The organism is Actinoplanes sp. NPDC049118, from assembly GCF_040648555.1.
Taxonomy (GTDB): domain Bacteria; phylum Actinomycetota; class Actinomycetes; order Mycobacteriales; family Micromonosporaceae; genus Actinoplanes.
The window spans coordinates 37,588-50,737 of the sequence record NZ_JBEZDY010000018.1 but is presented as its reverse complement, the minus strand read 5'-3'; the positions used below and the strand labels follow the sequence as shown (position 1 = coordinate 50,737).

At 72.6% G+C, this 13,150-nt stretch carries 9 protein-coding genes; 5 read left to right on the top strand and 4 right to left on the bottom strand.

Annotation, left to right across the window (positions count from 1 at the left end; translation table 11 throughout):
* Window positions 1–135: 135 nt before the first annotated feature.
* Window positions 136–1,854: a DUF4157 domain-containing protein gene (locus tag AB0B58_RS26955; RefSeq protein ID WP_360229123.1), complete on the top strand. Its 1,719-nt coding sequence runs from the start codon at window positions 136–138 to the stop codon at window positions 1,852–1,854.
* The gene (locus tag AB0B58_RS26950; protein ID WP_360229120.1) at window positions 1,854–3,068 is read left to right on the top strand and encodes an NAD(P)/FAD-dependent oxidoreductase; all 1,215 of its coding nucleotides are present in this window, start codon (window positions 1,854–1,856) and stop codon (window positions 3,066–3,068) included. Before AB0B58_RS26955 ends, AB0B58_RS26950 begins: the two co-directional genes overlap by 1 nt.
* Before the next feature lie 149 nt (window positions 3,069–3,217).
* Here AB0B58_RS26950 and AB0B58_RS26945 read toward each other — a convergent pair whose 3' ends face one another.
* Window positions 3,218–4,393: a helix-turn-helix transcriptional regulator gene (locus tag AB0B58_RS26945; protein WP_360229117.1), complete on the bottom strand. Its 1,176-nt coding sequence runs from the start codon at window positions 4,391–4,393 to the stop codon at window positions 3,218–3,220.
* A 195-nt stretch (window positions 4,394–4,588) separates the two neighbouring features.
* On the bottom strand, window positions 4,589–5,764 hold the full coding sequence (locus AB0B58_RS26940; RefSeq protein WP_360229114.1) for an RNA ligase RtcB family protein: 1,176 nt from the start codon (window positions 5,762–5,764) through the stop codon (window positions 4,589–4,591).
* Window positions 5,765–6,106: 342 nt separating this feature from the next.
* Between AB0B58_RS26940 and AB0B58_RS26935 the strand changes: the two genes are divergently transcribed.
* From AB0B58_RS26935 to AB0B58_RS26925, 3 genes are all read left to right on the top strand, one after another.
* Window positions 6,107–7,537 carry a family 43 glycosylhydrolase gene (locus AB0B58_RS26935; RefSeq protein WP_360229111.1) on the top strand — a complete coding sequence of 477 codons (1,431 nt, stop codon included), beginning with the start codon at window positions 6,107–6,109 and terminating at the stop codon, window positions 7,535–7,537.
* Between the two features lie 116 nt (window positions 7,538–7,653).
* On the top strand, window positions 7,654–10,104 hold the full coding sequence (locus tag AB0B58_RS26930; RefSeq protein WP_360229108.1) for a glycoside hydrolase family 3 N-terminal domain-containing protein: 2,451 nt from the start codon (window positions 7,654–7,656) through the stop codon (window positions 10,102–10,104).
* 105 nt (window positions 10,105–10,209) lie between these two features.
* Window positions 10,210–11,799, top strand: coding sequence for a methyl-accepting chemotaxis protein (locus AB0B58_RS26925; RefSeq protein ID WP_360229105.1), 1,590 nt, complete (start codon window positions 10,210–10,212; stop codon window positions 11,797–11,799).
* A 27-nt stretch (window positions 11,800–11,826) separates the two neighbouring features.
* Here AB0B58_RS26925 and AB0B58_RS26920 read toward each other — a convergent pair whose 3' ends face one another.
* Together AB0B58_RS26920 and AB0B58_RS26915 are read right to left on the bottom strand one after the other, a co-directional pair.
* On the bottom strand, window positions 11,827–12,468 hold the full coding sequence (locus AB0B58_RS26920; protein ID WP_360229102.1) for a DUF6084 family protein: 642 nt from the start codon (window positions 12,466–12,468) through the stop codon (window positions 11,827–11,829).
* On the bottom strand, window positions 12,465–13,136 hold the full coding sequence (locus AB0B58_RS26915; protein ID WP_360229099.1) for a DUF5947 family protein: 672 nt from the start codon (window positions 13,134–13,136) through the stop codon (window positions 12,465–12,467). The genes AB0B58_RS26920 and AB0B58_RS26915 overlap by 4 nt, the downstream gene beginning before the upstream one ends.
* Between the last annotated feature and the right edge of the window lie 14 nt (window positions 13,137–13,150).

Below are 13,150 nucleotides of genomic sequence, written 5' to 3'. Positions count from 1 at the left end.
CGCGCCGTCCGGCCCTGGCCCGTGGTCGCGGGCCGCGGCCGGGCGGCGACGCCCGAACGGGTAGCCCGAAGCATCCTGGACAACCCGGCACGGCGATGGCACCGTACGGGAGACAACCATGACGAGTGGGTTTGCATGGCCAGACGACACGAACCTGGGCCGCTGCCCGTCGCCCTTGCACGGCCGGGGCACGTCACGGGCGACGGGCGCGACCGGGGCACCGCGGCGCCCGGCCCCGCCGCCCGGCTCGGCAACCGGGCCGTGGCTCGCATGCTCACCGAGGGGAACGCGCGGCCCGAGGCGGCCGCCGGTCTGCGGCAGCTCGGCAACGGCGCCGTCGCCCGCCTCCTCGCCGGCTCCGAGGTGCGGCGCGACGCGGCCGCCGACGCGGGCGGCGGGACCCTCACCCGGGACGTCGCCGGCCACATCGACGCCCAGCGCGGCGGCGGCACGGCGCTGCCCGACGACCTCCGGGTACCGATGCAGCGGCACCTCGGCGCGGATCTGGGCGGCGTCCGCGTACACACCGGCGAGGCCGCCGCCACGCTGGCCCGCTCCCTCGGCGCGGAGGCGTTCACCACCGGCCAGGACATGTTCTTCGGCGCGGGCCGCTACGCGCCGGGGTCCGCGGCGGGCCGCGAGCTGATCGCGCACGAGGCGGTGCACGTCGCCCAGCAGAGCCCGGGCCGGATCGGCTTCAGCCGCCGGGTCAGCGACCCGTCCGACGCCGCCGAGGTCGAGGCCCGCGCCCTCGCGCCCGCGGTGGCGCGGTCGGTCGAGTCCGCGGACACCGCCCCGGAGACGGCCGGTCCGGCCGCCACACCCGCGGCCGGCCGGGACGTGCACCGGGCACCGACTCCGGGCGCACCCGCCGCCGACCTCGGCACCGTGCTCTCCGTGCCGGCGATGGAGGCGCTGCGCCGCGACGCCACCGCGGTGACGCTGCTCGCCGGCGCCTACGCCGAACGCGGCGTACAGGCGGTGGACGCACTCAAGACCAATGTGGTGGGTGCCAGCGACACCTACACGCGGGCCTACGAGACCTACGCCCGGGTGATCCGCGCGGCCGGCGCCGAGGCCCGCAACCAGCAGGACTGGATCAACATCTTCGTGGGCATCGGCATCGGCGTCGGCGTGGGGATGCTCAGCGCGGCGATCGTGCCCGAGGGACTCGCACTCGGCTGGGCGGTGCTGGCCGAGGCCGCCGGCGAGACCGTCGAGGCGGCCGCCGCCGCGGGCGTGCAGGCCTCCGGCATCACCACCGTCGCGGGCACCGACCTCCAGCCCGGCGGGCTCGACCCGCACGTGCTGAGCACCGGCGTCTGGCACAACCTCGCGGACCTCTACCGGGGCGTGCTCGGCGTGCAGCGGCACACCCGCTACCTGCCCCTGATCCTCGGCGGCGCCGAGTACGCGCTCGGCCAGTTCCGCCTGATGGAGGCCGGGGCGCCCACCGACATGGAGCGCGCGGACCTGGTCGGCATGGCGGTGGCGCTCAACCGGGCCGGCGCGCAGGTGCGCCTGCTGGGGCCGGAGCTGACCCGGCGCCTCGCCGCCCTGGACCGGCTGCGCGAGCAGGCCGCCGCCGTGACGCGCCGGGAGCTGCGCGAGGTCGAGCACGACGTCTGGATCATGTGGATGGAGACGGTGCCGGACGGGCAGTCGGACCTGCTGGACCTCGACGAGATCGAGGACCACCTCGAGGCGATCGGGATGCTCGGCTCCGGCGGCCTCCTCGGCGTCGACTTCGGGATGTGGACCTCCACCGACGACGAACGGGAGGCGCTGGCGGCGGCCCGCGCCCGCGCCCGCGAGGTGCGCAACCGCTACAACGCGCTGCAGGGACAGGCCTGATGGTTCACGCGTACGACGTCATCGTGGTCGGTGCACGCTGCGCCGGGTCGCCCCTGGCGATGCTGCTGGCGCGCCTGGGACATCGGGTCCTCGTGGTGGACCGGGCGACGTTCCCCAGCGACACCGTGTCGACCCACCTCGTCCATCCGCCGGGCGTCGCCGCGCTGAAGCGGTGGGGCCTGCTCGACCGGATCACGGCGACGGGATGCCCGCCGATCGGCCGGTACAGCTTCGACTTCGGGCCGCTGACCCTGGCCGGTGCGCCCGGCACGGCCTACTCCCCCCACGCGTACGCCCCGAGGCGCACCGTGCTCGACAAGATCCTCGTCGACGCCGCCGCGGAGGCCGGCGCGGAGGTCCGCGAGGCGTTCACCGTCGAGGAGGTCCGCGCCGGAACCGGCCCCCTGAGCGAGATCCGCGGCCGGGACCCCGGCGGGTCGCCGGTGGTCGAGCGGGCGCGGGTCGTCGTCGGCGCCGACGGGCGCAACTCGGTGGTCGCCAAGGCCGTGCGACCCCGGCAGTACCACGAGCGCCCGCCGCTGACCTGCGGGTACTACTCGTACTGGAGCAACCTGCCGATGGACGGCACGTTCGAGATCTACAGCCGGCCGGGGCGCGGCTGGGCGGCCTGCCCGACCAACGACGACCTGACGATGCTCATCGGCGGCTGGCCGTACGCGGAGCTGGCCGAGCACCGCAACGACATCGAGGGCGCCCTGCAGAGGACGTTCGAGCTGGAGCCGGCCTTCGCCGACCGGCTACGCGGCGCCACCCGCGAGACCCGGTTCGTCGGCACCTCGGTGCCGAACTACTTCCGCACGCCGTACGGCCCCGGCTGGGCGCTCGTCGGCGACGCCGGGTACAACCGCGACTTCATCACCGCGCAGGGGATCACCGACGCCTTCCACGACGCCGAACTGTGTGCCGGCGCCCTCGACGAGGCGCTCGGCGGCAAGCGCCCGTACGACGAGGCCATGGACGGCTACCGTTCGGCCCGCGACGACCGCGCGCTGCCGATGTACGAGATGACCGCGCAGATCGCCGCGCTGGAACCCCCGGACTCCCAGACGATCCAGCTGGTCACCGCGATGCGCGGCGACCAGGAGGCGATGGACGCCTTCGCGCGCGTCAACTCCGGCGCCACCTCACCAGCCGAATTCTTCGCACCGGAAAACGTGGGCCGCATCCTCAGCCAGGCACAACCTCCCCCGTGACCGCCGTTCTCGGCCGGGTCGACCGGCGGCAGCACGTTCACCACTGGGCCTGGCCATCGCGCTCGTGGGCCGGACAGGGGCAGGTTTTCGGCCGCGGGGATCGGTGTCCGCAGCCTGCGCGGCCGTGTCCGCAACCCCGCGGACGGGAGTCAGGAGTCGCTGAGCGGGCGCGCCGCCTCGGTCTCGTCGCGCAGGTCACGCCCATCTGGAGCCCTCGACTCCTCCACACCGGAGACGACCTCCATCACGCGCCACCAGTTCGACGGCACGATCCGCCCCGACCGGATCGCCGCGCGGGCCTCCTCGGACGCCTCCTCCGGCCGCGGCGCGTCACCGGCGAGCAGCGCCAGGCCGAGATCCAGCCTGGCCGACGCGATCCGCCGCGGCCGTGCACCCTCCGCCTCCAACTCGGCGATGACGTCCCGTGCCACCTGCTCGGCGCCGGGGTCGCCGACCCAGGCCAGCGTCGTCGCCGCGTACGAGTGAGCCTTTCTGGGGTCGTACTGGAAGTGGTGCTCGGGATGTTCCGGCTCCGGGCGGTGTTCGGCCATCCGCTCCACGCGCGTCAGCGAGTCACCGGTGGCGGCCCGATCGCCGATCCGCGCCCACGCCCGGCCCTCCTGCGCCGTCGCCTGCACGATCGCCGATCCTTGCGCGGGCGCGATCGCCTGCGCCCGCCGCGACAGGTCCACCGCCTGCCCATAGGCGCCCCGAGTCAGCGCATCCCACGCCTGCGTCTCGAGGCACCACGCGGCCAGCTCCGGATGCTCGGCCTGCTCGGCCAGCGCCGCCGCCGTGTCCAGATGCGCTGCCGCGGCGGCACTCTGCCGCAGGTCCACGTGCAGGGTGGCACGCAGCAGCACGAGCCAGCCGCCGGCCACCAGTAGCCGGCGATGCTGTCGAAGGGTGCTGCGCCCGTCGAGCAGCTGGTCGACGTAGCGCAGATGCCGACGCGCCCTGAGCAGCAGCTCGGCCGGCGAGGTGGTGGCGTACGACATCGCCATCGCGTCGGCGACCCGCTCCAGCCGGTCGAGAGTGCTGTCGCTGACGTCGGTGGCGGCTGCCCGCTGCGCCAGCTCGATCGCGTCCAGCTCCCCTTCGACGTCGTCCGGCGTCAAGGGGCGAAGCGCCGCCACAAGGCGGCCCTGTGCGCCGAGGGCGCGGTCGAGGGCGGCGACGATCTCCCGGGTGGGCCGCCGGTTGCCCTTCTCCAGGTCACTGATCTGACTGGAGCTGCAGGCGGCGAGCGCGGCGAGCCGGCGGTACGAGAGGCCACGGTGTTCACGCAGGCGGCGGAGTTCGCCGGCGAGCGCCGAGTCGGTCATCGGTCCACATCCCTGCTTGCGGTCAGGGCGGCGGCCGACCGCGAGTCCGGCCGCCGAGGTCGACGGTACCCGCGGCGGGGATCGGAATCCGGCTACACCAACCATGCTCTCCCCTGTGTCGAATGCGGACATGGCCGGTGTCCACACCGGCGGCCGGCGGAAACCCGCACGAAAGAGGATCGTCGAGGGGCGCTCCTATGCTCGGCCGCGCTTGCGGCGGTGGTCCCGGCGGTCGCGGGTGGGTGCCGTGCCGAGGTCGGCCGTCTTGTAGGTGACCAAGGGGACGGTGGTGGCCACGGGCGTGGCCAGGTCGTGGGCGACCAGGTCACCGATCACCTGCTCGATGCGCTTGTAGGCCGTCGGCGCCTCCTCGAAGAGCAACTGGCGGTCGCCGCAGACCACCAGCGACCCGACCGGCGTGCGGCGCAGCTCGTCGACCGTGTGTTTGGCCCGGCCCCGGCGCAGGGCGTCGGCGCGGGACATCTTGCGGCCCGCACCGTGCGCAACGGAGTGGTTGGCCGCGGGGCCCGCGTGCGCCGCGACGAGGTAGGACCGGGTGCCCCGGGTGCCGGCGATGAGCACGTCGCGGCCGTCGCCCGGTGCCGCGCCCTTGCGGTGCAGGTAGGCGCCGTCGCGGAGCTCGACCAGGTTGTGGCACTGGTCGACGATCGGCTCGGTGGGTTCGGCGCCGAGGGCGTGTGCGACCCGGGCCGCCATCAGCCGCCGGTTGAGCGATCCCCAGCGGACGGCGTCGTCGTGCGCGGCCAGGTAGGCGGCGGGATCGGGGGCCGGTCCCGCGCCGTGCAGCGCGGTGTGTGCCCGCAGGATCCGCTCGCCCAGGCCTCGGGAGCCGCTGTGGACGATGAGCACCAGGTCGCCGGCGGTGAGGCCGAGCCGGGCGGCGTGGTCGGGCTCGAGGACGGTCTCGACCCGCGCCAGCTCGACGAAGTGGTTGCCGCGGCCGACGGTGCCGAGGCCGTCGAGGTGACCGGCCGGGATGTCGCCGTCCACGACCGCCCAGGCCGGGTCGTCGGCGTCCCGCTCCGGGTCCAGGGCGCGGTCGAGGTCGGGGAACCGGGCGGCGAGCTTCTCGGGCACGGCGCGCTTGAGGCCGATGGGGAACACCGCGATGCCGCAACCGATGTCGGAGCCCACCAGGAACGGGTACAGCACGGTCGACGCCATGGCGGCGCCGATGGGTGCGCCCTTGCCCGGGTGCAGGTCCGGCATGGCGGCGACGTGGATCATGCCGTCGAAGGCTGCGACCTGTTCGCACTGGGCGACGGCGTCGGACTCGATCCAGCTCGCCGGGGAGGCGAACACGGTGACGGTGGCCCGGGCGGACCCGGGCCGGGTGTGTGACTCGGACAAGACGTTCTCTCCCAATAGGGGTACGGCGGACGGCACCACGGAGCGCGGGATCTGCGCCGGTGGGCCTGGGTAGCAAGGGTGCGGTCCGTCAGAACGTCATGGGCACCATCGTCGCGGAGCCGGGCGCGCGCGGCAATCGATTTCGGCGCCTAGGGCTGTGATCGGTCACATCATCGCGGCCACCGACGCGGCAGGAGTGCAAAGCCGGAGGCGACCTAAATCATATATCCGCAGCTCATAGCGGGTACACCGAAACATTCTATTGACATCCATGAAACCGTTGGCGAATCTGTGAACGCTAACACCATTGCCCGTCCCCGAGGCGACGTGAGGAGAGCGTCCGTGTTCACCAACAGATGGCGGATCGTCGCCGCCGTGGTCATCGCGCTATTGGCCGCCTTTGCACCGCCGGCGTCCGCACAGTTCGTCGTCGTCGACAACCCGGTGGTGCGCCAGCGCGCCGACACCGCCGTCTACAAGCACACCGACGGCTACTACTACATGACCGCCTCCGTCCCGGACTACAAGCGCGTCGAACTGCGCCGCGCGACCACCCTTCGGGGGCTCGCGTCGGCCCCGGCGGTCAACGCGTTCGTCGCGCCGTCGAGCGGGTCGCTGAGCGGGTGGATCTGGGCTCCGGACGTGCGGTATTACGACGGCGCCTGGTACATGTACTTCTCGGCGTCGCCGGGTTCGGCGGTGTTCAACCAGCGGCTGTACTGGATCCGCAACACGTGCGCGAACCCGATGTCGTGCGCGTGGAGCGCGCCGCAGCGGTTCGACACCGGCTGGGAGTCGTTCCAGCTCGACGCCGCGTCGTTCGTCAACCGCGGCGTGCGCTACCTCGTGTGGGCGCAGGACAGCCCCGCCACCAACTACAACAGCCACATGTACATCGCCCGGATGAGCGGCGCCACCGCCATCACCGGGCCGGCGGTCGAGATCGCGCGGCCGACGTACGGCTGGGAGATGGAGGGCGTCGCGGGCGTCGTGGAGGGCCCGTCGCCGCTGGTCAGGAACGGCCGGGTGTACATCGCGTACTCGGCCTCCGCGACGGACTCCCGCTACAAGCTCGGCCTGTTGTCGTCATGGGACACGGCGGACCTGCTGAACACGGCGTCCTGGTACAAGCACCCGGACCCGGTCTTCCAGACGGCCAACGGGGTGTACGGCCCCGGCCACGGCAGCTTCACGGTGGCCGAGGACAACGCGACGGACCTGCTCGTCTACCACGCCCGCGACTACGCCAACCCGACGCCCGACGCGCTCACCGACCCCAACCGGCACACCCGCATGCAGCAGCTCTACTGGCGGGAGAACGGCGACCCGTTCTTCGGCCAGCCGATACCGAACGGCCTGGCCTCCCCCGGCATCCGCGGCAGGCACAGCAACCGGTGCGTCGACAACTACAACCTCGACACCACGCCGGGTGCGCTCGTCCGGCTCTGGACCTGCAGCGGTAACGCCGCGCAGGAGTGGGAGTTCGTCTACCGGGGCACGAGCTGGTACGAGATCCGCAACCGCAACACCGGCACGTGCCTGGACGACCTGAACTTCAACACCGCGGCGAACGCCGACGTCGGCCTGTACCCGTGCAACGGCTCGACGGCGCAGCAGTGGACGATCCAGGACCGCGGCAGCGGCTGGTTCTCCCTGCGCAACGTCGCCGGCAACATGTGCCTGGACAACTACAACTGGGACACCGCGAACGGCGCCCGGCTGTCGCTGTATCCATGCACCGGGGTCGCGGCCCAGCTCTGGCGCCGCGGCTGAGACGGGACGTGTTCGCCGTTTGTCACAGTGTGGACATCCTTTGGTAATGGGAGCGCTCCCATGTAACGATGTCACGGCGCCGCTCCCCTACCGACCGCCATCGGACAGGACCCAGCATGGGATCTGCAGTTCGCGCCCTCGCGCACCTCGGGCTGACCGGGCTCGTCGCGGCCGCGCTCACGGCCTGCGCGCCGAGGCCGGCCGCCGCGCTGCCGTACCAGGATCCGGCCCTGCCGGTCGCCGACCGGGTGAGCGACCTGCTCGCCCGGATGACCCTGGACGACAAGATCGGCCAGATGACCCAGGCCGAGCGGGGCTCCATCACCGCGGCCGGAATCACCTCGTACCGGGTCGGCTCCGTGCTGTCCGGCGGCGGCTCGGCCCCCGCGCAGAACACCCCCGCCGCCTGGGCGGACATGTACGACACCTTCCAGCGTGGCGCGCTGGCCGCCCCGCTGCAGATCCCGATCATCTACGGAATCGACGCGGTGCACGGCAACAACAACGTGTACGGATCGACGATCTTCCCGCACAACATCGGCCTGGGCGCGACCCGGAACCCCGCGCTGGTACAGCAGATCGGCCGGGCCACCGCCGAGGAGGTCACCGGGGCCGGCCAGGACTGGACGTTCGCGCCCTGCCTCTGCGTCGCCCGCAACGACCGCTGGGGCCGCACCTACGAGTCGTACGGCGAGCGGCCGGAGATCGCCACGGCGATGACCACCGTCGTCGACGGGTTGCAGGGCGCCCGGCTGGACGGTCCCGCCTCGGTGCTGGCCACGGCGAAGCACTACGTCGGCGACGGCGGCACCACCGGCGGCACCGACCAGGGCGACACCCGGGTCGGCGAGGCGGAGCTGCGGGCCGTACACCTGCCGCCGTTCGCCGCCGCGGTGCAGCGGGGCGTCGGCTCGGTGATGATCTCGTTCAGCAGCTGGAACGGCGCCAAGCTGCACGGCTCCCGGTACCTCATCACCGACCTGCTCAAGGGCGAGCTCGGGTTCGCCGGCTTCACGGTCTCGGACTGGGCCGCGATCGACCAGCTCGACGGCCAGCCCGGCTTCACCCAAGCCGAGGTGGCCACCGCGATCAACGCCGGCCTCGACATGATCATGGTGCCGAACGACTGGCAGACCTTCATCACCCGGCTGCGGGCCGCGGTGCAGTCCGGCCAGGTCCCGATGTCCCGGATAGACGACGCCAACCGGCGGATCCTCACCAAGAAGTTCGAACTGGGCCTCTTCGAACATCCGTACGCGGACCGGACCTACGCGTCCGGCATCGGCGGCGCCGCGCACCGCGCCCTGGCCCGGCAGGCCGTCCGGGAGTCGCAGGTGCTGCTGAAGAACGCGGGCGGCATCCTGCCCCTGTCCAGATCCGGCGGGAAGATCTTCGTGGCCGGCCGCAGCGCCGACGACCTGGGTAACCAGAGCGGCGGCTGGACGACGACGTGGCAGGGCTCGAGCGGGAACACCATCCCCGGCACCTCCATCCTGCAGGGCATCCGCGACGCCGTCGGCGGCGGCGCCACCGTCACCTACCAGCGGGACGGCACCGGCATCGACGGCTCGTACCGGGCGGCGATAGCCGTCGTCGGCGAGACGCCGTACGCCGAGGGTGAGGGCGACCGGCCCGGCTCGATGAGCCTGGACGCCACCGACCTGGCCACGCTCTCCCGGCTGACCGCGGCGGGCGTACCGGTGATCGTGGTCCTGGTCTCCGGCCGCCCGCTCGACGTAGCCGCCGAGGTCGGCCGCTGGAACGCCCTGGTCGCCGCCTGGCTGCCGGGCAGCGAGGGCGGCGGGGTCGCCGACGTGCTCTTCGGCGGCTACGCCCCGACCGGCAAGCTGCCGGTGACCTGGATGCAGTCGGCCGCGCAGCAGCCCATCAACGACGGTGACGGCAAGGCGCCGCTCTTCGCCTACGGATTCGGCCTGAGCTACCCCGGTACGCCGGCCGACACCGTCGCGCCCAGCGTGCCCGGCACCCCGGTCGCGGCCGGGGTGACCGCCACCGGCATGACGCTCACCTGGCCGGCCTCGACCGACACCGGCGGCAGCGGGCTGGCCGGATACGACGTCTACCGCGACGGCGCCGCCGCGGGCTCCACCACGACCGCGTCGTACGCCGTCACGAGCCTGAGCCCGGCGACCCGCTACGAGTTCACCGTGGCCGCGCGCGACGCGGCGGGCAACCGCTCGGCCCGCTCGGCGGCGCTGGCCGTCACCACCGCGCCCGGCGGCACGGGCACCGCGTGCCGGGTGAGCTACTCGACCAACGACTGGAGCACCGGCTTCACCGGCACCGTCTCGGTGACCAACACGGGCACGGCCGCGGTAAGCCCCTGGAGTCTTCAGTGGTCCTTCGCCGCCGGGCAGCAGGTCACCCAGGCCTGGTCGGCGAGGATCGCCCAGTCCGGCGCCGCCGTCACGGCGACCGGCGAGGCGTGGAACCCGGCCCTGGCGCCGGGCGCGACGGCGACCTTCGGCTTCAACGCCACCCACGCCGGCGCCAACCCCCGCCCGGCGGCCTTCACGCTCAACGGGAGCGCCTGCGCGGTGTCCTGACCCGCGGCCGTTCGTACAGCCGTACGACGGTCCGGCCGTGTGCTCAGGTTCACACCGGAACGGCCGATGAGAGGTGCGAGGGTCCCGTCAAGGCAGGAGAATCGTGTGGCGCGTATCGGCGGCTTCGGAGCGGCGTTCGACAATCGTTCGTTGCGGACGAAGATCAACACGGCGGTGCTGACCGCGACCGTCATGGGGCTGATCATCGCCGTCGTGTCGTTGCATGCGCTCTTCCAGATGAGCGACACGTCGGTCGCCGCGCAGAAGCGGAACCTGATGGTCATGCAGGCATCGTCGAGCGTCGGACTGAACCTGGAGAGCTTCGTCGTCTCCAACACCGCGATGAAGCTCTACCCGATGGTCGCCTCCCAGATCGCCACCACCATGGCCATTAGGCAGAAGGCGGTCGACGCCGGCCTGCAAACGTTGTCCTCGAGCCTCGCCGGCACGGACGGCGGGAAGGCCGTCGCGAAGATGCAGTCCGACTGGACCGCCTTCAAGACCTTCCTGGTCGAAACACCGGCGCAAATGACGCCCGCCGAGACGGTCACGCGGCTGACCGAGTACACCAAGCGGCACAACATGCTCCTCGCGGACCAGGCCGAGATCGAGAAGTACGTGGCCGCGGAGGTCGCCACGCGCATCCAGGAGAGTGAGGACCAGAAGACCTCAGCCACCCGCCTGGTGGTGGCCCTACTCGTGGTCGGCGTGACCATCAGCCTCTATCTCGGCATGCGGGTGGCCAACCGGGTACGCCGCGCGGTCGCCGGCGTCTCCCACGTGGCCGCGGGCCTGGCCGAGGGCGACCTGACCCGCACGTCCAACGTGACCGTCAAGGACGAGGTCGGCCGGATGGCCACCTCGCTCGACCACGGCATCGTCCGGCTCCGGGCGGACATCGTGCAGCTCGCCGAGAACGCCACCACCCTGCAGTCCTCCGCCGAGGACCTGACCTCGGTCTCCTCCGCGGTCGGCGCGGCGGCCTCCGAGGCGTCCTCGCAGGCCGGGTCGGTCGCCTCGGCCGCCGACGTCGTCTCGAACAACCTGCGGATCGTCTCGGCCGGCTCGCAGGAGATGGGCGCGTCCATCCGGGAGATCAGCACCTCGACCTCGGAGGCGACCGTCGTCGCCGCACAGGCGGTGCAGGTCGCGGCCGCCACCAACGCCACCGTCGCCCGGCTCGGCGACTCCTCCACCGAGATCGCCACGGTCGTCAAGGTCATCACCTCGATCGCCGAGCAGACCAACCTCCTCGCGCTCAACGCGACGATCGAGGCCGCCCGCGCCGGCGACGCGGGCAAGGGCTTCGCGGTCGTCGCGAGCGAGGTCAAGGACCTGGCACAGGAGACCGCCAAGGCGACCGAGGACATCACCCGCCGGGTCGAGACGATCCAGTCGGACACCAACGGTGCGGTGGCCGCGATCGGCGAGATCGCAGCCATCATCGAGCGGATCAACGGCATCCAGACGACGATCGCCTCCGCCGTGGAGGAGCAGACCGCCACCACCCAGGAGATGAACCGCACGCTGGAGGATGCGGCCGACGGCGCCGGCAACATCGCGGCGACCATCACCGGCGTCTCGGACGCCACCCGGCGCACCACCGACACGATCGACAGCACCCGCCACTCCGCCGAGGAGCTGGCGTCGATGTCGAAGCAGCTGCAGAGCCTGGTGTCGCGCTTCCGCTACTGAGGCCGGCACGGGGGCGCGGTGCGCGACTCAGCGCGCCGTGCCCTCCTCCGCGGCCAGCAGCTTCTGCATCGTCTCGTCCCAGCTCACCAGGCCGTGCCGGGTCCGGTAGTCGGCGAGCTCGGCCAGCACGTCGGAACCGACGCGCACCCAGCCGCTGTTCGGGTAGTAGGAGGAGATCATCTTCCGCCAGACCGAGACCGGCATCGCGTGCCGGGCCTCGCAGGCCCACGGGATCTGTTCCACGCCGAAACCGTTGCCGCTGCGGGTGAACACGGTGCCCGAGTAGAGAAACGTCAGCGGCACCTCGCCGGCGTCGAGCGCGTGCAGGTAGCGGGTGCCGATCACCTCGAGGTCGTAGGTGCAGGGCAGCGCCAGGTCGGTCTCGGTGCTGCCGGTGAAGCCCGGCACGGTGGCGTTGCAGTGCATCCACTGGAACGGCTTCAGGGTGTCCGCCCACCGCGACCGCTCGCCGAACAGCCCGCGCAGCCCGTCCTGCTCGGTGGGGGCGTAGCGGCGGCGCTGCGGCTCGATGCGCACCTGGCAGCGCAGCACGATGGCGTGGATGCGCCGGCCGGTGGTCTCCTCGACGCGCATGCGCGCGGTCAGCTGCGGCGCGATCGCGTACGGCTCGGCGAAGACGTCGAGGATGGTGAAGCGGTAGTCGCTCATGACGCGCCGGCCGGTGGGGCGGGGCGGCTGAACGCGCGTACCCGGGCGAAGAACTGCTCCATCGCCTCGTGTGCCTCCTGCCCGCCATCGAAGCCGCGCCACAGCAGGCGGAGCCGCCCGACGAGCTCGTAGCACGCGTCGACGGGCACCAGGTAGCACTCCGCGTCCGGCCGGTGCGCGTCCCCGGGCCGGGCCGGGCGGCGCACCAGCACGGCCTCGACGTCGGGTCGCAGCAGCGCGAGCTGCGGGGTACGCGTCACGATCCGGTCCCACGCCGGCAGCGGCAGGTCGGATTCGGTCGCACCGGCCGGGCCCGGATAGGAGGCCACCATCCGGTCCTGTACGGAGTCGCGGAACAGGAACGCGAGCCCGACCGGGATCTGCAGCTCGTCCCAGGCCCGTTCGTCGAACGCGGTCCCGGGCAGCGACAGGTAGCGCTCCGGCACGGCCCGGTACTGCAGCTTCGCGTGTTCGTCGGTGAACAACAGGTAGCAGGGGCGGCAGGCGCACAGCAACGCCCGGCTCTGCAGATCGACCACGTGCGAGTGCGCCGCGGGAACGCCGGCGGCGCACATGTCGCAGCGCTCCCCGGCGGCCGCGGCGGGGCCGCTCAGCGCGAGCCGGCGCAGCGCGGCCAGCGGCGCGCCGGCGCGGTCGGCGCCGCTCATGACGGGGCCCGCAG

What these genes read in the sequence shown, in the direction of transcription:
- AB0B58_RS26955 (WP_360229123.1), top strand. Translation starts at nt 136, where the DNA reads ATGGCCAGACGACACGAACCTGGGCCGCTGCCCGTCGCCCTTGCACGG.
- AB0B58_RS26920 (WP_360229102.1), bottom strand. Translation starts at nt 12,468, where the DNA reads ATGAGCGACTACCGCTTCACCATCCTCGACGTCTTCGCCGAGCCGTAC.
- AB0B58_RS26915 (WP_360229099.1), bottom strand. Translation starts at nt 13,136, where the DNA reads ATGAGCGGCGCCGACCGCGCCGGCGCGCCGCTGGCCGCGCTGCGCCGG.
- AB0B58_RS26950 (WP_360229120.1), top strand. Translation starts at nt 1,854, where the DNA reads ATGGTTCACGCGTACGACGTCATCGTGGTCGGTGCACGCTGCGCCGGG.
- AB0B58_RS26930 (WP_360229108.1), top strand. Translation starts at nt 7,654, where the DNA reads ATGGGATCTGCAGTTCGCGCCCTCGCGCACCTCGGGCTGACCGGGCTC.
- AB0B58_RS26945 (WP_360229117.1), bottom strand. Translation starts at nt 4,393, where the DNA reads ATGACCGACTCGGCGCTCGCCGGCGAACTCCGCCGCCTGCGTGAACAC.